The 18,382-nt window shown below is 63.4% G+C and carries 22 protein-coding genes; 11 read left to right on the forward strand and 11 right to left on the reverse strand.

Features of this window, described 5'->3' with window-relative positions:
* The first annotated feature begins 10 nt into the window (after nt 1–10).
* From DVR09_RS12595 to DVR09_RS12620, 6 genes are all read left to right on the forward strand, one after another.
* On the forward strand, nt 11–373 hold the full coding sequence (locus DVR09_RS12595) for a hypothetical protein (RefSeq protein WP_234041445.1): 363 nt from the start codon (nt 11–13) through the stop codon (nt 371–373).
* An 18-nt stretch (nt 374–391) separates the two neighbouring features.
* Nucleotides 392–1,849, forward strand: a complete 1,458-nt coding sequence (atpD, locus tag DVR09_RS12600) for a F0F1 ATP synthase subunit beta (protein WP_115417216.1) — start codon at nt 392–394, stop codon at nt 1,847–1,849.
* 4 nt (nt 1,850–1,853) lie between these two features.
* Entirely contained in the window at nt 1,854–2,111 is a 258-nt protein-coding gene (locus DVR09_RS12605) for an ATP synthase F1 subunit epsilon (protein ID WP_115417217.1), read from the forward strand.
* Between the two features lie 161 nt (nt 2,112–2,272).
* Nucleotides 2,273–3,766, forward strand: a complete 1,494-nt coding sequence (locus DVR09_RS12610; RefSeq protein ID WP_162814966.1) for an ArnT family glycosyltransferase — start codon at nt 2,273–2,275, stop codon at nt 3,764–3,766.
* A gap of 68 nt (nt 3,767–3,834) precedes the next feature.
* Nucleotides 3,835–5,952, forward strand: coding sequence for a prolyl oligopeptidase family serine peptidase (locus DVR09_RS12615; RefSeq protein ID WP_369692535.1), 2,118 nt, complete (start codon nt 3,835–3,837; stop codon nt 5,950–5,952).
* A gap of 132 nt (nt 5,953–6,084) precedes the next feature.
* Nucleotides 6,085–6,324: a hypothetical protein gene (locus DVR09_RS12620; RefSeq protein ID WP_115417219.1), complete on the forward strand. Its 240-nt coding sequence runs from the start codon at nt 6,085–6,087 to the stop codon at nt 6,322–6,324.
* 9 nt (nt 6,325–6,333) lie between these two features.
* Here DVR09_RS12620 and DVR09_RS12625 read toward each other — a convergent pair whose 3' ends face one another.
* Together DVR09_RS12625 and glmU are read right to left on the reverse strand one after the other, a co-directional pair.
* A complete protein-coding gene (locus tag DVR09_RS12625) occupies nt 6,334–6,615 on the reverse strand; it encodes an HNH endonuclease (RefSeq protein ID WP_115417220.1) in 282 nt (93 codons plus the stop codon).
* On the reverse strand, nt 6,612–7,979 hold the full coding sequence (glmU, locus tag DVR09_RS12630) for a bifunctional UDP-N-acetylglucosamine diphosphorylase/glucosamine-1-phosphate N-acetyltransferase GlmU (protein ID WP_115417221.1): 1,368 nt from the start codon (nt 7,977–7,979) through the stop codon (nt 6,612–6,614). The genes DVR09_RS12625 and glmU overlap by 4 nt, the downstream gene beginning before the upstream one ends.
* Before the next feature lie 62 nt (nt 7,980–8,041).
* Here glmU and DVR09_RS12635 point away from each other — a divergent pair, with 62 nt between their 5' ends.
* A complete protein-coding gene (locus DVR09_RS12635; RefSeq protein ID WP_115417222.1) occupies nt 8,042–8,713 on the forward strand; it encodes an HAD hydrolase-like protein in 672 nt (223 codons plus the stop codon).
* Between the two features lie 116 nt (nt 8,714–8,829).
* Entirely contained in the window at nt 8,830–9,759 is a 930-nt protein-coding gene (locus tag DVR09_RS12640; RefSeq protein ID WP_115417223.1) for an SDR family NAD(P)-dependent oxidoreductase, read from the forward strand.
* A 60-nt stretch (nt 9,760–9,819) separates the two neighbouring features.
* On the opposite strand, the gene DVR09_RS12645 is transcribed toward DVR09_RS12640, so the two are convergent.
* The 4 genes from DVR09_RS12645 to DVR09_RS12660 are packed head-to-tail and all read right to left on the reverse strand — an operon-like array spanning nt 9,820 to nt 12,784.
* Nucleotides 9,820–10,170 (reverse strand): DUF2794 domain-containing protein, encoded by a 351-nt coding sequence (locus DVR09_RS12645; protein ID WP_115417224.1) that lies wholly within the window; start codon nt 10,168–10,170, stop codon nt 9,820–9,822.
* The gene (epsC, locus tag DVR09_RS12650) at nt 10,170–10,859 is read right to left on the reverse strand and encodes a serine O-acetyltransferase EpsC (protein ID WP_115417225.1); all 690 of its coding nucleotides are present in this window, start codon (nt 10,857–10,859) and stop codon (nt 10,170–10,172) included. The genes DVR09_RS12645 and epsC overlap by 1 nt, the downstream gene beginning before the upstream one ends.
* A gap of 26 nt (nt 10,860–10,885) precedes the next feature.
* Nucleotides 10,886–11,500: an HdaA/DnaA family protein gene (locus DVR09_RS12655; RefSeq protein ID WP_115417226.1), complete on the reverse strand. Its 615-nt coding sequence runs from the start codon at nt 11,498–11,500 to the stop codon at nt 10,886–10,888.
* Between the two features lie 12 nt (nt 11,501–11,512).
* Nucleotides 11,513–12,784, reverse strand: a complete 1,272-nt coding sequence (locus DVR09_RS12660; RefSeq protein ID WP_115417227.1) for a heavy-metal-associated domain-containing protein — start codon at nt 12,782–12,784, stop codon at nt 11,513–11,515.
* Nucleotides 12,785–12,853: 69 nt separating this feature from the next.
* Here DVR09_RS12660 and purM point away from each other — a divergent pair, with 69 nt between their 5' ends.
* The 3 genes from purM to DVR09_RS12675 are packed head-to-tail and all read left to right on the forward strand — an operon-like array spanning nt 12,854 to nt 16,154.
* The gene (gene purM / locus DVR09_RS12665) at nt 12,854–13,963 is read left to right on the forward strand and encodes a phosphoribosylformylglycinamidine cyclo-ligase (RefSeq protein ID WP_115417957.1); all 1,110 of its coding nucleotides are present in this window, start codon (nt 12,854–12,856) and stop codon (nt 13,961–13,963) included.
* Between the two features lie 55 nt (nt 13,964–14,018).
* Entirely contained in the window at nt 14,019–14,933 is a 915-nt protein-coding gene (purN, locus tag DVR09_RS12670) for a phosphoribosylglycinamide formyltransferase (RefSeq protein WP_234041618.1), read from the forward strand.
* Nucleotides 14,934–14,939: 6 nt separating this feature from the next.
* On the forward strand, nt 14,940–16,154 hold the full coding sequence (locus tag DVR09_RS12675; RefSeq protein WP_115417229.1) for a sulfotransferase: 1,215 nt from the start codon (nt 14,940–14,942) through the stop codon (nt 16,152–16,154).
* Here the strand turns inward: DVR09_RS12675 and DVR09_RS12680 are convergent.
* The 5 genes from DVR09_RS12680 to DVR09_RS12700 form a co-directional block, all read right to left on the reverse strand.
* Nucleotides 16,151–16,564: a nuclear transport factor 2 family protein gene (locus tag DVR09_RS12680; RefSeq protein ID WP_162814967.1), complete on the reverse strand. Its 414-nt coding sequence runs from the start codon at nt 16,562–16,564 to the stop codon at nt 16,151–16,153. The two genes, DVR09_RS12675 and DVR09_RS12680, sit on opposite strands and share 4 nt — an antisense overlap.
* 79 nt (nt 16,565–16,643) lie before the next feature.
* Nucleotides 16,644–17,066 (reverse strand): nucleoside-diphosphate kinase, encoded by a 423-nt coding sequence (gene ndk / locus DVR09_RS12685; protein WP_115417232.1) that lies wholly within the window; start codon nt 17,064–17,066, stop codon nt 16,644–16,646.
* A gap of 78 nt (nt 17,067–17,144) precedes the next feature.
* Nucleotides 17,145–17,678 carry a hypothetical protein gene (locus DVR09_RS12690; protein WP_115417233.1) on the reverse strand — a complete coding sequence of 178 codons (534 nt, stop codon included), beginning with the start codon at nt 17,676–17,678 and terminating at the stop codon, nt 17,145–17,147.
* Between the two features lie 34 nt (nt 17,679–17,712).
* Entirely contained in the window at nt 17,713–18,159 is a 447-nt protein-coding gene (locus DVR09_RS12695; RefSeq protein WP_115417235.1) for a DNA polymerase III subunit chi, read from the reverse strand.
* Between the two features lie 39 nt (nt 18,160–18,198).
* A complete protein-coding gene (locus DVR09_RS12700) occupies nt 18,199–18,357 on the reverse strand; it encodes a DUF2256 domain-containing protein (protein WP_115417958.1) in 159 nt (52 codons plus the stop codon).
* Nucleotides 18,358–18,382 lie beyond the last annotated feature (25 nt).

The following is an 18,382-nucleotide window of genomic DNA, read 5'->3' on the forward strand; positions in this document are numbered from 1 at the left end:
GACTATCGACGTGAAAAATCTCGCCCTCATCCTCCCCCTTGCCCTGCTCGCCGCTTGCGGCGAAGAGCCCGCTGCCGAACCTGTTCCCGAACAGGTCGTCTCGCCCGAACCCGCCAATACGCCGCCGGCACCGGACGAAGCCCTGTTCAAAACGGTCTTTGCCGAAACCTGCGAAGGCGCGGAACCCGTCAGTGTCGCCATGTGCAAGCGTGCCATGGGATCCGATGTCGTGAGCTGCGAATTCGGTTTGGGCGACGATGAATACATGCGCAACAAGGCGCAGCTTGAAGTCAATGAAGACAGCACCGGCTGGAACCTCGCCGATGCCGCCGCCATCTGCGCCGAACACGGCGCCACCCTCGCAGACTCCTGAGCCAGTAGGATAGATATCATGGCCACCGCACCCGTACTCAACCAATCGCCCAACGGCACCATCAGCCAGGTCATCGGCGCCGTCGTCGACGTGCAGTTCGAAGGTGAACTGCCCGCCATTCTGACCGCTCTCGAAACCAAGAACGGCGATAATACGCTGGTTCTCGAAGTCGCCCAGCACCTCGGTGAAAACACCGTGCGTACCATCGCGATGGACGGCACAGACGGCCTCGTTCGCGGCCAGGAAGTCGTCAACACCGGCGCACAGATCTCGGTCCCCGTCGGCCCGAAGACGCTCGGCCGCATCATGAACGTCGTCGGTGAACCGATCGACGAGCGCGGTCCGATCGGTGCCGAAAGCACCAGCCCGATCCACGCCGAAGCCCCGCTCTTCGTCGACCAGTCGACCGAAGCGGCCATTCTGGTCACCGGCATCAAGGTCATCGACCTGCTCGCACCTTACGCAAAGGGCGGCAAGATCGGCCTGTTCGGCGGCGCCGGCGTGGGCAAGACCGTGCTGATCCAGGAACTCATCAACAACATCGCCAAGGGTCACGGCGGCGTGTCCGTCTTCGCCGGTGTGGGCGAGCGTACCCGTGAAGGTAACGACCTCTACCACGAATTCCTCGACGCAGGCGTTATCGCCAAGGACGCCGATGGCAATGCCACCAGCGAAGGTTCGAAGGTTGCCCTCGTCTTCGGCCAGATGAACGAACCTCCGGGCGCACGTGCCCGCGTGGCTCTCTCGGGTCTGACCATGGCGGAATATTTCCGCGACCAGGAAGGCCAGGACGTTCTGTTCTTCGTCGACAACATCTTCCGCTTCACCCAGGCGGGTTCGGAAGTGTCGGCGCTGCTCGGCCGTATTCCTTCGGCCGTGGGCTACCAGCCGACGCTGTCGACCGACATGGGCAATTTGCAGGAACGCATCACCTCGACCACCAAGGGTTCGATCACCTCGGTCCAGGCCATCTACGTTCCCGCCGACGACCTTACCGACCCGGCCCCGGCAACCTCGTTCGCCCACTTGGACGCTACGACCACGCTGAGCCGCGCAATTTCGGAGCTGGGCATCTACCCGGCCGTCGACCCGCTCGATTCGACCAGCCGCGTTCTCGAGCCGCGCGTCGTCGGCCAGGAGCACTACGAGACCGCTCGTAAGGTCCAGGAAACGCTGCAGAAGTACAAGAGCTTGCAGGACATCATCGCCATTCTCGGCATGGACGAACTGTCGGAAGAAGATAAGCTGACCGTGGCCCGCGCCCGCAAGATCCAGCGCTTCCTCTCGCAGCCGTTCCACGTTGCCGAGGTCTTCACCAACATCCCGGGCGTGTTCGTCCAGCTCGAAGACACGATCAAGTCGTTCAAGGCTGTCGTCGAAGGCGAATACGACCACCTGCCGGAAGCTGCCTTCTACATGGTCGGCGGCATCGACCAGGCGGTCGAGAAGGCCAAGCGTCTGGCCGAGGACTCGTAAGAACATGGCTCTCCACTTCGAACTCGTCACGCCGGCCAAGCTGGTCCGCTCCGAAGACGTCCACATGGTGGTCGTTCCGGGCGCGGAAGGCGAATTCGGCGTGCTCGAGGGCCATGCGCCCTTCATGTCGACGATCCGCGACGGTGCGGTGCAGGTCTACAAGACCGACGGCGCCGCCCCGGAAACCATCGAGGTTCGCGGCGGCTTCGCCGAAGTCGGCGACAAGGGGCTGACGGTCCTTGCCGAACACGTCGAGAGCTAAGGCTTCTCCGCCATAGCAGACAAGTGAAGGGCGGCCCTGCGCAGGGCCGCCCTTCGTCGTTTTGCTGGCGCTATTGATCCGCTCGGCAACCGATAATTAACCACGAGATGCGAGGGACTGCTCGCAATCACGGTGGGGGTACGGTCGGACAGATGACGGCGATGAGCCTTGATAGGGCGGATTCCACGCCCAAGTCCGGAGCATCGCGTGGCGCGTTGTGGCTCGTCGCCCTGTTGACCTTGGGCGCGCTTGTGGTGCGCCTTCCCTTCCTGGGCGATCACAACGCCGATCTCGACGAACAGCTATATGCGCTGATCGGCAGCCAGATGCTGCAAGGCCAACTGCCTTTCGTCGATCTGTGGGACCGCAAACCCTTCGGCCTGTTCCTGCTATTTGGACTGGCCGATGCGAGCGGTCTGCCCGCCCCCTGGTCCTATCAGCTCATGGCGACGGGTTTGATCGTGATCGGCGCCCTGCTGCTGCGCCGCCTGGCGCTGCTCCTTGTCGATAGGGGCACCGCGACGGTGGCGGCTCTTCTCTATATCGTTCTGATGACGATCTACGGGTCGCACTCGGCCCAGACAGAAGCGTTCCACGTGCCTGCCATGCTCGCCATGGCGCTGCTGGTGCGCGATATCCGGCATCCCAATGCGCTGAGGCGCGCCTGGTTCGCAATGCTGATCGGCGGGCTGGCCCTGCAGGTGAAATACACTGTCTTCCCGCAATGCGTTTTCTTCGGCCTGTGGGCGCTTTGGGGCCGATATCGCGCGGGACGCACGCTATCTCAGCTAGTAGCGATCGCCGCCGGTTTCGCAGCGCTCGGCCTGCTTCCTACGATAGGGGTCGGCCTGTTCTACCTTGCCATCGGTGGGTGGGAAGAATTCTGGTTCGCCAATTTCGTCAGCTTCTTCTTGCGCGAGCCTGCTCCTATGGGGCGCTTCGCCGACGATTACGCGATCTTCCTGCTTCCGCTGATGGCCTTGAGCATAGCGGGCCTTTACACTCGCTTCCGGATGAAGGTGGCCGAGAATGGCCTCACCTACACTTTCTTCTGGGGCATGTTGGGGGCAACGCTTGCAACGGTCTTCCTGCCATCGACCGTCTATGCCTATTACTTCGCCGCATTGGTCCCGGCGGTGTTGCTGGTAGCGCTCCCCTTTCTCGACGGACGCGGCCCGTTGGGGATGGCTCCGCTGCTCGCTGCGATGATCGCCAGCGCTGGCCTTCTTTACCTTCCCCAACGGTTCGAGGCTTCGCAGAGCCACCGCGCCGCGATGGAAAAACTCGTTGCGGCCATCCGCCCCCATGTCGACAGCAACAGCGCGTGTTTATGGGTCTTCGACGGCCCAACGGCGCTGTACACGGCCACGGAGAGCTGCCTGCCGACGAGGCTGATTTATCCAGACCACCTCAACAATGCGCTCGAACGTGGTTCGCTCGGCCTGCTACAGATCGACGAGGTCCGTCGCATTCTCGGCACACGCCCGACGGTGATAGTCACGGCTGACCGGCCCTTCACGGTCCAGAACGAACAGGTTCTCGCCCATGTCCAAACCGCTCTGTCGCGCGGCTATGTCGTCATCGCCGAACAGCGTATCCATGATCGCGGCCTCAGGGTCTGGTTGCGACGCGATCTGATGGGCAGTAGCCGTTGATCGACAAGGGGTTGCCGCCCACTTCAACAAACGGCACATAGTCTCTCGAAAAATCGGGAGACACGACCTTGAAACTCGCATCCGCGCTGGCCATGGCGGCTGTCATGACGCTTGCAACCAACACGCCCGCCATCGCGCAGGATGGCATTCCCGGCCCCGAGGAAGACAGCTACATCTGGCTCGAGGAGGCCCGCAGCGATCGGGCGCTGGATTGGGTCCGCACAGAAAACGAGCGGACGATGGAATTGCTGGCGGGCGACTCTCGTTTCGAAGCCGTCAAGGCCGAAGCGCTGGCGATCTACGACAGCGAGGACCGGATTCCCTATGTCTCGATCCGCCCGGATGGCCTGTATAATTTCTGGCAGGATAAGGAGAACCCGCGCGGTCTGGTGCGCCGTACCACGCTGGAAAGCTACCGCAGCGACAATCCGGCATGGGAAACCGTGCTCGATGTCGATGCCCTGGCGGAGGCCGAGGGGCGCGAGTGGGTTTACAAGGGCTATCAATGCCTGCCGCCCGAAGAACGCCTGTGCATGGTCGCCCTGTCCGACGGAGGCGAAGATGCCACCGTGCTGCGCGAATTCGACATGGCGACCGGGAGCTTCGTCGAGAATGGCTTCGTGCTCGATGAAAAGAGCCAGGGCGGTGTCCAGTGGGTGGACAAGGACACGCTGCTCGTCAGCCGCGATTTCGGCGAAGGTACCCTGACCGAAAGCCAGTATCCACGCACCACCCGCGTCTGGAAGCGCGGCACATCGATCGAGGAGGCGCAGGAAATCTGGCGCGGTGAGGAGACCGACGTATGGTCGGGCGCCACGCTGCTGCGCGACCATACCGGCACTGCCCATGGCTACTATGCCTTCCGCGCGGTCAGTTTCCACGAGACCGAGTATTACTGGCAGCATGATGGGGAGTGGCTGCGGCTGGACATACCGCTCAAGGCCTCTCCCTATGGGCTGATCGATGGGCAGCTCTTGTTCTCGACCGATGTGGACTGGGAAGCGCAGGGGCAGACCTTCCCCGCCGACGCGCTCGTCTCGGTCGATCTGGAGGAATTCAAGGTCGATCCCAACGGCGCGGCCAAGACGCTGGTCTGGGCGCCCGAGGACAAGCAGACCAAACAAGGGGCGGCGAACACCAGCGAAAGCCTTTACGTCAGCCTGCTGGACAATGTCCGCGGGCGCGTGCTCAAATTCGATCATGTCGACGGAGAGTGGGTATCGAGTGAAATCGGCCTGCCCGACAATTCGACCGTGGGCGTGGTTGCCGCGTCCGACAGCTCTGACGAAATCATGTATTCGGTCACGGATTTCCTGACACCCTCGACGCTGTACTATGCGGATGGCAGCGGCGCGCCCGACATCATCAAGACTTCGCCCAGCTATTTCGATGCGCAGGGCATGGAAGTCGAACAGTTCGAGGCGACCAGCGCGGACGGGACGAAAATTCCCTATTTCCTCGTCAAGCCCAAGGGCATGGTGATGGACGGGACCAATCCCACGCTGCTGACCGGCTACGGCGGCTTCCAGGTCCCGCGCCTGCCCTCCTATCTCGGTTCGATCGGCAAGATCTGGCTCGAGCGCGGCGGGGCCTACATCCTCGGCAATATGCGCGGCGGTGGTGAATTCGGCCCCGGCTGGCACCAGAGCGCGATTCGCGAGAACAAGCAGCGCACCTGGGACGACTTCATTGCCATCGCGGAAGACGCGATCGCACGCGGCATCACGTCGCCTGAGCACCTGGGCATTCAGGGCGGTAGCCAGGGCGGTCTGCTGGTCGGCACGGCCTTCACCCAGCGGCCCGAGCTGTTCAATGCGGCGATCGTGCAGATCCCGCTTTTCGACATGCTGCGCTATCACCTAATCGGACGCGGCGCATCTTGGACCGGCGAATATGGCGATCCGCGCGTGGACGAACAGCGCGCCTGGATCGAGCCCTATTCGCCCTATCAGAAGCTGCTCGAAGGCAAGGATTATCCCGCCCCGTTCTTCTGGGCCTCGACCGCCGACGACCGGACGCATCCCGCCCATGCCCGCAAGGGCGCGGCGCGCGTCAAGGAACTCGGGCAGGACTATTTCTATTTCGAGGATATGACCGGTGGCCATTCGGGCGGCGTCGACAATGAACAGCGCGCCAAGATCCAGGCACTGCAGATGATCTATCTGCTCCAGCGGCTGGCGGACTGACAAGAGCCGCGGAGGGGGCCGGACCGGCGCCCTCCGCCTGTTCCAATTTAACGCTTCGGCAATCGACGCGGCCTATGTCCGCGCGAGAAGGGGTCGCATCCGACGATTTCACGCATGGAGATGCGAACTACAATGACCAGCCTAGTCCATAAACCCCGGATTGCCGTTAGCGAGGCCGCCATTCTGCGAGGCGAGCGTATAGAGGACATCGCCTGCACGATCGTCGATGTTTCGAGCGACGGCTTTCGGCTGACGGTCCCGCGCGGCATACCCTGCGGCGGCGGTTATCGTCTCAGCTACGGGGGCGAGGAACACGGAGTGGTCATTCGCTGGGCATCGCTTGGTGAAGCGGGTGGCCAGTTCCTCGACTGACGATCGAACTTAGCGTGGCCCCCGGGTCGGCGCATGGAAATCGGGCGGCTTGTCGGCCACCCATCGCACGAATTTCGCAATCGATGGGTGGGCGAGCAGCGCTCCTCGATCTTCGCCTATCCGCGCCAGTTCGGCATTGCTGAAATTGGCGTGGATCGCACGGTGGCAGATCGGATGTACCGGCACCGTCACACGCCCCTTCTTTGCCTTCGGCACCGGGTGATGATGCTGGACCTTGCGACCCAACCGGCGTTCGCACAACCAGCAGGCGGGATCTACCGGTTCGCTCAGCCCTTCTTCTCCTTCTCCGCCGCTTTCTTCTTTTTCATCGCGTCGTGGAAGCGGTCGGCCCAGCCGGGCTTCACCACCTGATCGCCGCGCACCACGCGCAGGTCGCCATCGCCGACATCCCGGCTGACCGCGCTGCCCGCGGCGACGATCGCGTCCGCCCCGATCCGCACCGGGGCGATGAGCGCGCTGTTCGAGCCGATGAAGGCACGCTCGCCGATCACGGTCTTGTATTTGAAATAGCCGTCGTAATTGCAGGTGATCGTACCCGCGCCGATATTGGCGCCCGCCCCCACCTCGGCATCGCCGAGATAGGTCAGATGATTCGCCTTGGCGCCTTCGCCCAGCGTGGCTTTCTTCATCTCGACGAAATTGCCGACCTTGCTGTCTTTCTCCATCACCGCGCCGGGCCGCAGGCGGGCGTAGGGGCCGACCGAGCAGCCTTCACCCACGCTGGCGCCTTCGAGATGGCTGAACGCGCGAATGGTCGCGCCATCGGCCACGCTGACACCGGGACCGAAGACGACGTTGGGCTCGACCGTCACATCGCGGCCCAGTTCGGTGTCCCAGCTGAAAAACACGGTCTCGGGCGCTTTGAGCGACGCGCCGCCAGCCATCGCTTCCTCGCGCTTGAGCGCCTGCCATTGTGCCTCGGCCACGGCCAGCTCGGCGCGCGAGTTGATTCCCGCAACCTCATCGGCGTCGGTCTCGATCACCTTGACCGTGTCGCCCCGCGCAATCGCCCCTGTCGCAACGTCGGGCAGATAATATTCACCCTGCGCGTTGTCGTTGCCGACCGCGTCGAGCAGCGGCCACATGTCGTCCGAATGCGCCACGATCAGGCCCGAATTGCACAGGTCGCAGGCGCGTTCCTCGTCATTCGCGTCCTTGTATTCGACCATCTTGGCGACTGTGCCGTCCGAATCGGCGATGATGCGGCCATAGGCGAGGGGATCGGCGGGACGGAAACCGAGAACCGCGACCTTGGCCCCTTCGTCGAGCGCCGCGATGAGCCGGCGCACGGTATCGGCGCGGACCATCGGGCAATCGCCGAAGCAGACCAGGATATGGCCGGAGAATCCTTCGAGCGCCGCGCGTGCCTGCAGGGCCGCATGCGCCGTACCCAATTGCGGTTCCTGAAGCGCGGTTGTCACGCCCCGGTCGGCCAGCGCCGCGTCCAACTGTTCGCGTTTGTCGCCGACCACGACCACGGTACGCTTGAGATCGAGCTCGGCGAAACTGTCGAGTAGGTGCAGCAGCATCGGATGCCCCGCAATCGGGTGGAGCACCTTGTGCAGGTCGCTTTTCATGCGAGTGCCCTTGCCCGCGGCAAGGATGATGGCGGCGAAATCGCGGTTCGTGTTCATGACGAAGCGCCTTGCCACCAATCGCTTGCAGTTTGAAGGACCATCCTTCACCGCTTTCGCCAATGACCGACCTGCCATTCGCCATCATCGGCTTCGACCTCGACGGAACCCTGCTCGAAACGCATCGCGATCTCGGTGCGGCCGTCAACCATGCGCTCGAACTGGGCGGTTTCGACCCGGTCCCCGCCGACCATGCAAGCGACCTGATCGGCGGCGGGGCCAAGATCATGCTCAAGCAGGCGGTCGATCGGCAAGGCGGGTTGCCGGACGACGAATTTCGCAAGCTCTACAAGCAGATGCTCGCCTATTACTCCGCAAACAACGCGGTTCACACACAGCCCTATCCCCACGCGCGCGAGGTGCTGGCCGAGCTTGGCGAACGCGAGATCGCCATGGCGGTGGTGACCAACAAGTTCGAGAGTTTCGCCCGTCAGATCCTTGATACGCTGGACCTTGCGCAGCATTTCGTCGCGATCATCGGCGGCGATACGATAGGCAAGGGGCGCGCCAAACCCGCGCCGGACCCGATCTTCGAAGCGATCAGGCGCGGCGGCGGTGGCAGCCTCGCCTTCGTCGGCGACAGCTCCTATGACGTCAGGTCGGCACGCGCCGCCGATGTACCGGTGGTCGGCGCACGCTACGGCTATTGCGACAAGCCGCGCGGGGAACTGGGCGCGGATGCCGAGATCGATTCGCTCGCCGAGCTGATTCCAGCGCTTGCCCGTTTGGGGTAAGCAACCCGCCGCTACGGAATCGCGGCCCACCATACCCGGTGTTGCAAGTGCGAAGGGAACGTGCCACCTCACGCGCCAATTGACCTTTACGTAAACGATAAAGCAGGAGCAGCCCCATGAGCATCGATTTCAAGGACAAGGTAGCTATCGTCACCGGCGCAGGCGGCGGTCTGGGCCGCGAATACGCGCTCGAACTCGCGCGCCGCGGCGCGAAGGTCGTGGTCAACGACCTCGGCGGTGCGCGCGACGGCACCGGCCATTCGGACATGGCGCTGCAGGTTGTCGAGGAAATCGAGAAGGCTGGCGGCGAAGCCATGTCGAATGGCGGCTCGGTCACCGAATTCGAGCAGATGGAAAAAATGGTCGCCGACGCCAAGCAGAAGTGGGGCGGCGTGCACATCGTCATCAACAATGCCGGCGTGCTGCGCGACAAGACCTTCGCCAAGATGACGATGGACGATTTCGAATTCGTCGTCGACGTGCACCTCAACGGTTCGGCCAATGTCGCCAAGGCCGCCTGGGAAACCATGCGCGAGCAGGCCTATGGCCGCATCCTCATGACCGCATCGTCGACCGGCCTGTTCGGCAATTTCGGCCAGGCGAACTACGGCGCCGCCAAGCTCGGCCTCGCGGGCCTCACCAAGACGCTCCAGCTCGAAGGCGCGAAGTACAATATCAAGGTCAACACGATTTCGCCGGTCGCCGGCACGCGCATGACCGAAGACCTGTTCCCCGAAGAAGCCTTCAAGCTGTTCGATCCGGTGAATGTGGTTCCGGCCGCGCTCTTCCTCGTCAGCGAGGACGCGCCGACCAACGCCATTGTCGGCGCGGGCGCAGGCGGCTTCCACAGCGCCTGGACCGTCATGAACGACGCCGTGTGGCTCAAGGACGAAGACCGCACTGTCGAAGGTTTCGCCGCCAATTGGGACAAGATCAGCGAATTCTCGAACCTCAAGGCCCCGCAATCGGGTAGCGAGCAGTCGGGCGCAATCCTGACCGCGATGCAGAAGGTCACCGGCACCGGGCCGGGCAGCGCCCGCGGCTAAACTGCCGGATACGCTTCGCAAAAGGGGCTCGTGCTGCGGCACGGGCCTTTTTTCGTGCAGCTATTGATCGATCGCCTTGAGCAGGCGGCGTTCGACCGGCGCGATCACGCCCGGCAGTTCGTGGCCGCGCTTGAGCACCTGGCCATGTTCGCCGAACAGCGTCCACATACCCTGTTTGTTGCGCAGGGCCGGGCGTTTCTCGATCCGCGCCTGCGGACGTTCGGCGGCGCGCCGAAAAGCAGCGAACACGGCGAAATCCCGGGTGAAATCCATCGCATAGTCGCGCCACTCACCGGCAGCGACCATGCGCCCGTAGAGATCGAGAATACGGGTCAGTTCGTCGCGACTGAAGCCGATCTGCTGGGGTTTGCGACCCGGGAATGCGACGACCGTCTCGCCGAGGAAGCTCATCAATCCTCGGTCCCGCTGCGCCGCGCCGGTTCGCGTTCGGCACGCAATGCTTCGATTTCGCTGCGGAGCGATTTCAGCTCTCCCTCCAGCTTCTCGATACAATCGCGGCTCGGCTCGCACGGATCGTCGCAAGGCGTGCCGTAGGGGATGAACTCCTTCACCCACTCTTCCGCCGGAACCAGTGTGCTGCGCGCCTTGAGGCCGATCATGGTCGCCCCTTCGGGCACTTCGTCGGTGACGACGGCATTGGCCCCGATGCGCGCGCGGCGGCCGATGGTGATCGGCCCGATAACCTGTGCGCCCGAACCGATGATGACCTCGTCCGAGATAGTCGGATGGCGCTTGCCGCCCTTGCCGTTCGTCGGGTTGGTGCCGCCCAGCGTTACGCATTGGTAGATGGTCACATTGTCGCCGATTTCGGCGGTTTCGCCGATGACCGAGAAGCCGTGATCGATAAACAGATTCTTGCCGATCTTGGCGCCGGGATGAATGTCGATCGCAGTCAGCCAGCGGCTCCAGTGATTGACCAGCCGCGCCAGAAAAAACAGTTCGGCCTCGAACAGCCAATGCGCGATACGATGATAGAAGACCGCCCACACGCCGGGATAGGTCAACACCTCCCAGCGGCTGCGAGGGGCCGGATCGCGTGCCTTCACGCTGTCGAGATAGGCGACAAGCCGTTCGAACATCAGGCTATTCTCCCATTTGGGGGCGATTAAAGCAAGCGGCCCTGATCCGGCCCCTGGACCGCCTCCAGCGCGTCCCGCCAGATAGATAGGGTTGCCGGAACCTGCCGTTCAAGGCTGAGCCGGTCGATTTCGGCGACGATTTTCTCTATCGCGGCGTAGCTGCGCTCCATCCGCGGGACGAGATAGGCGGGTGCGCCCTCGCCCAATGCGAGACCCCGCTGGGCCGCATGGGAGAGCATCAGATCCGCAGCCAATGCGTCATCGGGTGGGCCGATCCGCAGTTGCAAGGCCGCGCCCATCCGGCTGCGCAGATCGGGAAGCGTAATGTCCCACCGTTCCCCGCCTGCCACCAGCAGCAGCGGAAGCCCGCTTTCCTGCGCGCGGTTCCAGCGATGGAAGATCTCTGTCTCGTCGAACGTGACAACATCATCCATCACCGCGTCGGGATGATGTCCGGCGAACCAGCGCGCGAACAGCGATTTGCCCGATCGCGGAGGGCCATGGAGGATCGCGGTACGAAACGGCCAGTTCTCCGGTGCGCCAAGCGCTTCGGCAACCGCGCGGTTGCTCGATCCGATGACTATACTCGCGGGCTCCCCCGAACCGGCGGGACTCAGCGGGAGAGCGATTTGCGAGGCCACCGCTCTCGCGTCTCAGCGGCTGATGGCAAGCGCGTTGCTGCCCTGATTCACGGTGAAACCGCGCGCGCGCAGGGCTTCGGCCAATTGCCCGATCGACCCCGAATAGCTCACCGTCATTACCGAAGTCCCGCCGATCGCCGTGCTGCGGATGCCGGTGCTGCGAACGCCGGGCGTCCCCCTCACCGCGCTGACCGCGCCATCGAAGGCAGCGGCATCGGGCGTAGCGACCTGGACGGTATAGAGTGCGACCGAACCTTCGGGAGGCGGCGTGCGGACCGGCGCCGCAGTGATGGCATCCCCGCTTTCGGCGGTCGGTTCCGAAGCGGCGGCGGCAGCCTGTTCCTGCGCGCGCAGCGCGCGGCCCAGCTCGAGCAGTCGCTGAAGCGCCGGGTCGAGCTCGGGCGTGCCGATATTGAGCGTGGGGTCGGGTCGAAGTTTGCCATCCGCGAGGGCAAGTTCGAAAATGCGATCGAACCGGACGACCGCACGTTCGAGCATGACCGGCAGTTCGGCAGGCGACGCGGCGGTCATATCGAATTCGTCGAGAAATGTGTTGTCGGGGCCGAAGCGCGCAGTGAACGTCCCTTCGATCGGGCCGCCGGGATAAGTGTAGCGCAGCTTGGCGATAGGTATGAGCACATCCGCTGCACCGAACTGGTCGAGCGCATTGCGCCACCAGGTCCGGCTGCGGCGCCCGGTCTGACCGTAGGTGAGAAGAAGCGAATCGCCCCCAGCCCCCGTTGGCCTTACGTAATCGATCCGGCTTTGCCCCGCCTGATATTCGGCCCAGGCACGCTGCCAGGGGTTGCGCCGTTCATAGACCATCTGGGTGCCGGCCGAGACCGTGACCGGAAGCAGCAGCATCGGGGCCGACCGCTGGGCTTCGCCTTCCGAACCGAGATAGCGCGAGGCGCGCTGGCGATCGAACACGACCCCGAGCGTGGCGATATAGCGCTTCGGCCCAAGCCGTTCGCGCTCGATCACGATGGCGGAAACAAGACCTTCTATCTGCGAATCGCTCAGTTGTGGTCCATCCAGTTTCTCCCAGGCTTTGCGCTGCGCCTCTTCCCATGCCTGCGCGCGCGCCTCGCTCCCGCTATCCGCGCGCACGTCCACCTCTATGCCCGAAACCTGTATATCGCTGGTGGAGGCAACCGGCGCGATCCCGCGCTCTCCCCCGACCTGGGCCAGGACAGCCACGCCCAGCATCGCGAGCAGGGCGAGTATCAGCGCCAAAACGGCGGGGCGGCGAAAGGCTGGATGGATGGAAATAGCGTGGCTCATGGGGAAAACAGGCCGCCTTTTGCCGAAAGGCAACTGGAAATCCAAGCGCGAATGCGTAAGGCGGAAAGGATGAGCGACCAACCGAGCAGCAATACGCCATCCTACACCTATGAGCAGGCCGGTGTCTCGATCGAAGCGGGCAATGCGCTCGTCAAGGCGATCAGCCCTCTGGTGAAAGCGACGATGCGCCCCGGTGCTGACGGCGAAATCGGCGGTTTCGGGGGCTTTTTCGATCCCAAGGCCGCGGGCTACAAGGACCCGCTGCTGGTCGCAGGCAATGATGGTGTGGGCACCAAGCTCAAGCTCGCCATCGACAGCGACAAACACGATACTGTCGGGATCGATCTCGTCGCCATGTGCGTCAACGATCTCATCGTCCAGGGTGCGGAGCCGCTGTTCTTCCTCGACTATTTTGCCACCGGCAAGCTTGAAAACGGCGTTGCCGAGCGCGTGATCGCGGGCATTGCCGAAGGCTGCACCAAGGCCGGATGCGCGCTCATCGGCGGCGAGACCGCGGAAATGCCCGGTATGTACGCCGAAGGGGATTACGACCTCGCCGGCTTCTGCGTCGGCGCGGTCGAACGCGGCGAGCAATTGACCGGCGAGCGTGTCGCACCGGGCCATATCCTCCTCGGCCTTGCCAGTTCGGGGGTCCATTCGAACGGCTATTCGCTGGTCCGCAAGCTGGCGGCGGACAAGTTCTGGAAACTCGACCGACCAGCGCTGTTCGACCGTGATCGCCTGCTGATCGATGCGCTGATCGAGCCTACCCGAATCTACGTGAAGAGCCTGCTGCCTGTCGTGCGCGACGGGCTGATCGACGCGCTGGCGCATATCACGGGCGGCGGTCTGCTGGAAAATATCCCACGCGTTCTGCCCGAAGGCGCGCATGCCGAAGTCGATGCCGACGGGTGGGAGCAACCCGGTCTGATGGCCTTCTTGCAGGCCCAGGGAAATATCGAACCGGGTGAAATGGCGCGCACGTTCAATTGCGGTGTCGGCATGGTGCTCGCCGTCGATCCGGCGAATGCCGAAATCGTGCGCAGCCGCCTTGAGGAGGCAGGCGAAACAGTGCTGGCAATCGGCCGGATCGCCGAAGGGGACAAGGGCTGCACCGTACGCGGTTCTGCCGGAACCTGGGCTGCACGCGAAGGCTGGACGGCGACCCACATTGCCTGATCCAGGCCCCGATAAGGCCAAGGTCGCCATCTTCGTATCCGGCAAGGGAACGAACATGGCAGCCCTGCTCTACGCCAGCCGCCTGCCCGGCTCCGCCTATAAAATCGTGCTCGTCGCCGCCAATGACCCCGAAGCGGAAGCCCTGACACTGGCCGAGGCAGAGGGTGTCGCGACCTTTTCCCTCTCGCACAGAGGCATCGCCCGCGCGGAACATGATGCGGCTATGGAGCGGGCCGTGCTCGATGCCGAGGCCCAATATATCGTGCTGGCCGGTTACATGCGCATCCTAACGCCGGAATTCGTTGGGCGCTGGGAAGGGCGGATGCTCAACATCCATCCCTCTCTCCTTCCGAAATACCCCGGGCTCGACACCCACGCTCGCGCAATCCAGGCGGGCGACACTCATGCAGGCGCAACCGTCCATCTGGTCACCGAGGAACTCGATGCGGGCGAGGCATTGGGCCAAGTCGAGGTCGCGATCTGGCCGAACGACACGGCAGAAAAGCTCGCCAACCGTGTCCGGGTGGCCGAACATCAGCTATATTCCCGAGTGCTCTCGGACTACGTCTCGCGCGGGAACGACCCGGAATACCTGCTGGAACGCGTGCGCGAATGCGCGCTCGCCCTGCCCCGGACATATGAGCGGGAGAGCCACGGCGCGCCGGGATTCCGTGTGGGAGCCGAGAAGTCGGGCAAATTCTTCGCCTATTTCTCCGACCGGCATCACGGTACGCCGCATATCTGTCTGCTGGTGAAATGCTCGAGCCAGGACGAACTCGAAAACCTCGTCGAAACCCAGCCGCAAACCTATCACCGGCCTGCCTATTACGGAGCGAGTGGCTGGATCGGCGTGATCCTCAACCGCCCCGATGTCGATTGGGACGATGTGGCCGAATGGCTCGAACGGAGCTGGCGCCTGATGGCACCCAAAAGCGTGACCAAACTGCTCGACGCGGCGGACACGTTCTAGACGGTCATGGCCGCCCCGCCCCGCCCTCATCCCCTGGCACGCGCGAAAGCGGCCCAATGGGCGGATCGCGCCGTACAGGCCTTGTGGGACAAGGGCGTCACGCCAAAACCGCCGCTGGACCCCGACTATCTATGGCAAGTCGGCAGCCGGGGGTTCGATACCGAGGATGAGCGTTCGATCAGAAGCGACGCCGAGGTGGACGATTTCCGCGAACGGCTTGATCGGCTTTGTGCGAGCCTGCGCGACGAGGCGCAGCTCAACGCGCTAGGTCACACCATGGCTTATGGCCAATTGACCTCGGCGATCCGCAAACGACATGCGCTGGGCCGGTTATGGCGCGACGAACCCGGCCTCGCGCGCGCCGATATCGCCCCTCCGATCATCGTGATCGGTCAGATGCGCGCGGGCACGACCCGCCTGCATCGGCTTCTGGCCGCCGATCCACGGCATGCGGGCACACGCTTTTGCAACAGCCACGATCCCGTCCCCGCGACACCCGACCTGCGCCCGCTCAAGGCACGGGCCGCCCTGATCCTTGCGCGGCGCATCAATCCGTGGCTCGAAACCATTCACCCCTTCGGTGCGACACGAATAGACGAGGAAATCGGCTGGCTTGCGGGCGCGCTCTCCCCCGCCACATTCGAAACGCAATGGCGCATCCCGTCTTTCACCGCTTGGAACGAAGCGCGCGATGCCCGGCCCATCTACGTCGAATTTTCGCGAATCCTTCGCACCGATGCGTCGACAATGGGCAATGCGCACCGACCGCGCGTCCTCAAATGCCCGCAATTTTCCGAAGACCTGCCGAACCTGAGAGCGCAATTTCCCAATGCGAGATTCGTCGTCACGCACCGCGACCATGAAGACGTTCTCGACAGTTCGGTCTCGCTCGTTTCGAGCCAGATGGCCTTCCAAAGCGATCACGCCGATCTTTCCGCGATCCGGACGGAATGGCGTCGCAAGCTGGTGTTGCGCGATGAACGCCTCCAGGCCCAGCTCACCCCGGAAACGGATGGCGTGGTTCATGTCGATTTCGATGCATTGGGCCATGACTGGCAGGCCGAGATAGCCCGCACCTACGCGGAATGGGGGATTGAGTTGTCCCGCGAGGCGCTGCTCGCCATGGTCCGCGAACAGCATATTGCCGCGGCGGGCCATCATCATCGCCACCGAACCGATATTACCCGGTTTGGGTTAAGCCAGAACCGCGCGAAAGCCTAAGCCTGCATCATCGCGGCAAATTTCGGCAGCGTCATTCCATTGTCGGCCCGTGTGACAGTGATCGCGGAAATAACAGGGCCATCGAAATCTACCCGCCACATGGTGTCCCCGGCGACTTCGGCCATGTCGCTTTCGAGATATCCGCGAACCAGCACCGCATCGTCATGCGCATCGATTGTCCGGATGCGCACCTGAGCGTTGTCGTTGGCATCGCGAAACGCGTCATCGACAGCGAGTATCTCGTCTCGCCCCGTTATCTTCGTGCCGCTAATGTCGACGAAAGCCATGTGGTCCGCCATCAAGGGCAGCGCATCGGCATGGTTGCGCGCATTCATCGCATCGACAAAGGCACGAGTCGTCGCAATTCGCCGGTGCTTGCAGCGCAGGGCAGGGACGATTCTCTTCAACACAGCGGGGACGATCCTAACCCAGATCGCCCCCCCAGCATATGGTCTATTGCGAAGCCCGCCTTAACGGGCCGCGGTTGGCCTAGCCGACGATTTCGTCTTCGTTGAAGAAGAAGTCGATCTCGATCTTGGCGTTTTCCTCGCTGTCCGAACCGTGGACCGAGTTCGCTTCGATCGATTCGGCATAGGTCTTGCGGATGGTGCCTTCATCGGCATCGGCCGGGTTGGTCGCGCCCATCACGTCACGGTTGCGCTTCACGGCGTCTTCGCCTTCGAGCACCTGCACCACGACCGGGCCGGAGATCATGAAATCGACCAGTTCACCGAAGAAGGGGCGTTCCTTGTGGACAGCGTAGAAGCCTTCGGCCTGTTCGCGGGTCATCTGGATGCGCTTCGACGCGACAACGCGCAGGCCGGCGTCTTCGAGCATCTTGGTAACCGCACCGGTCAGGTTACGGCGGGTGGCATCGGGCTTGATGATCGAAAAGGTGCGGGTAACCGCCATGGTGAATTCCTTGCGTTCTGTACGGGGGAGAGGGTTCTCGCGCGCGCCCCTAGCGCCGCGCGCGCGCGCGGGCAAGAATCATTCTAGACCACGACCGATCGAAAGCTGCGCCGTGGTAACCTCGCCTTCGCGGGTCGCGGTGAAGGAAAAGCTGGTGCCATCGCCCGCCTCGCCCCCGATCATGGTCATCGGGCCGCTCTGGATCGAGGTGGCGACGTCCACCCCTGCGGCTTCTGCCTGCTTGCGGTAATAGGAGACCATGTCCTCGAGTGGAGCTTCGCTTTCCAGGTCGAGCAGAACCAGCAGCCCGCCGGCCTGCTCGACGCGGGTGTTGTTGACGATCCTCGCACCAGGATAAACCGCAAAGCCGGCGGGCAGCGCGACCGGCACGCTCTCGCCCGAACGCATGGTGGTGGTCGTGCCGTCATCGTCGGTGTAGCGAGCGCGGGTTTCCCCGGTCGCGGCGTCGATATCGTAGGAACCGCGCGCAGCAGTCTCCTCCTCGGCAGCGGTGGGGTTTTCACCACCACGGTTCTCAGTCCCGCACCCGGCGAGCGAAAGGGTCGCAATTGCATAGGTGGCAAGGCGCGCGGTGCGGACAGAACGTTTCATGTTCCATCGACCCACGAGACGCGGAGTGGTTCCGTCAGGCCCCTTCGCGCCAGGCGCCGTTCTGATCCTGCTTGTTGATGCGGTTGTCGATGGCGTTCTCCTTCGCGAAGCGGCGCCAGAGCTCGGCAGCCGCATCGCGTCGGGCCGCATCGAACAACAGAAGGACTCGCTCGAAGCCGAGGGCCTCATCGCGCCAGACGCCATCGGCAATTAGCAGCATACGCGCATCGTTGGGCGCGGTGCAGCTTTCAGAGAGCAAGATCGGCTGGCGCGCATCGTGCGGGCCGCCTGCCAGGCCGTTGGCAAGAAAAGTCGCGCCGCCTTGCTGCCAAAGAACCCTGGAAAGGTGCTGCCGCTGCGCTTCGTCCTCGCTGACCACAACCAGCCGCTCGCCCGCCTGCAACACTTTGCGCGCGAGCTTGGCGACTGTGACATCGACCGGATCGCGGCTGAGCTGGTAGAAATCGACGCGGGTGGTCATTCTGGCTGCCCTATCGCCTTGCTACTTGGGGACACTTGCTCATCCTACCGCTCCGCCAATCGGGGAAGGCCTATTCCTCCGGCACCGCTCGGAACAGTATTTCACCTCGTCCCAGTCGCGTTCCCATTTCTTGCGCCAGGTGAACTCGAGGCTGCAGGCAAGACAGGCCTTCGAGGGCAGATCGCCCTTCCTGCGCATCTTGCCCGTGCCCTTGACCACCGTC

The organism is Erythrobacter aureus, from assembly GCF_003355455.1.
GTDB classification, from domain to species: domain Bacteria; phylum Pseudomonadota; class Alphaproteobacteria; order Sphingomonadales; family Sphingomonadaceae; genus Qipengyuania; species Qipengyuania aurea.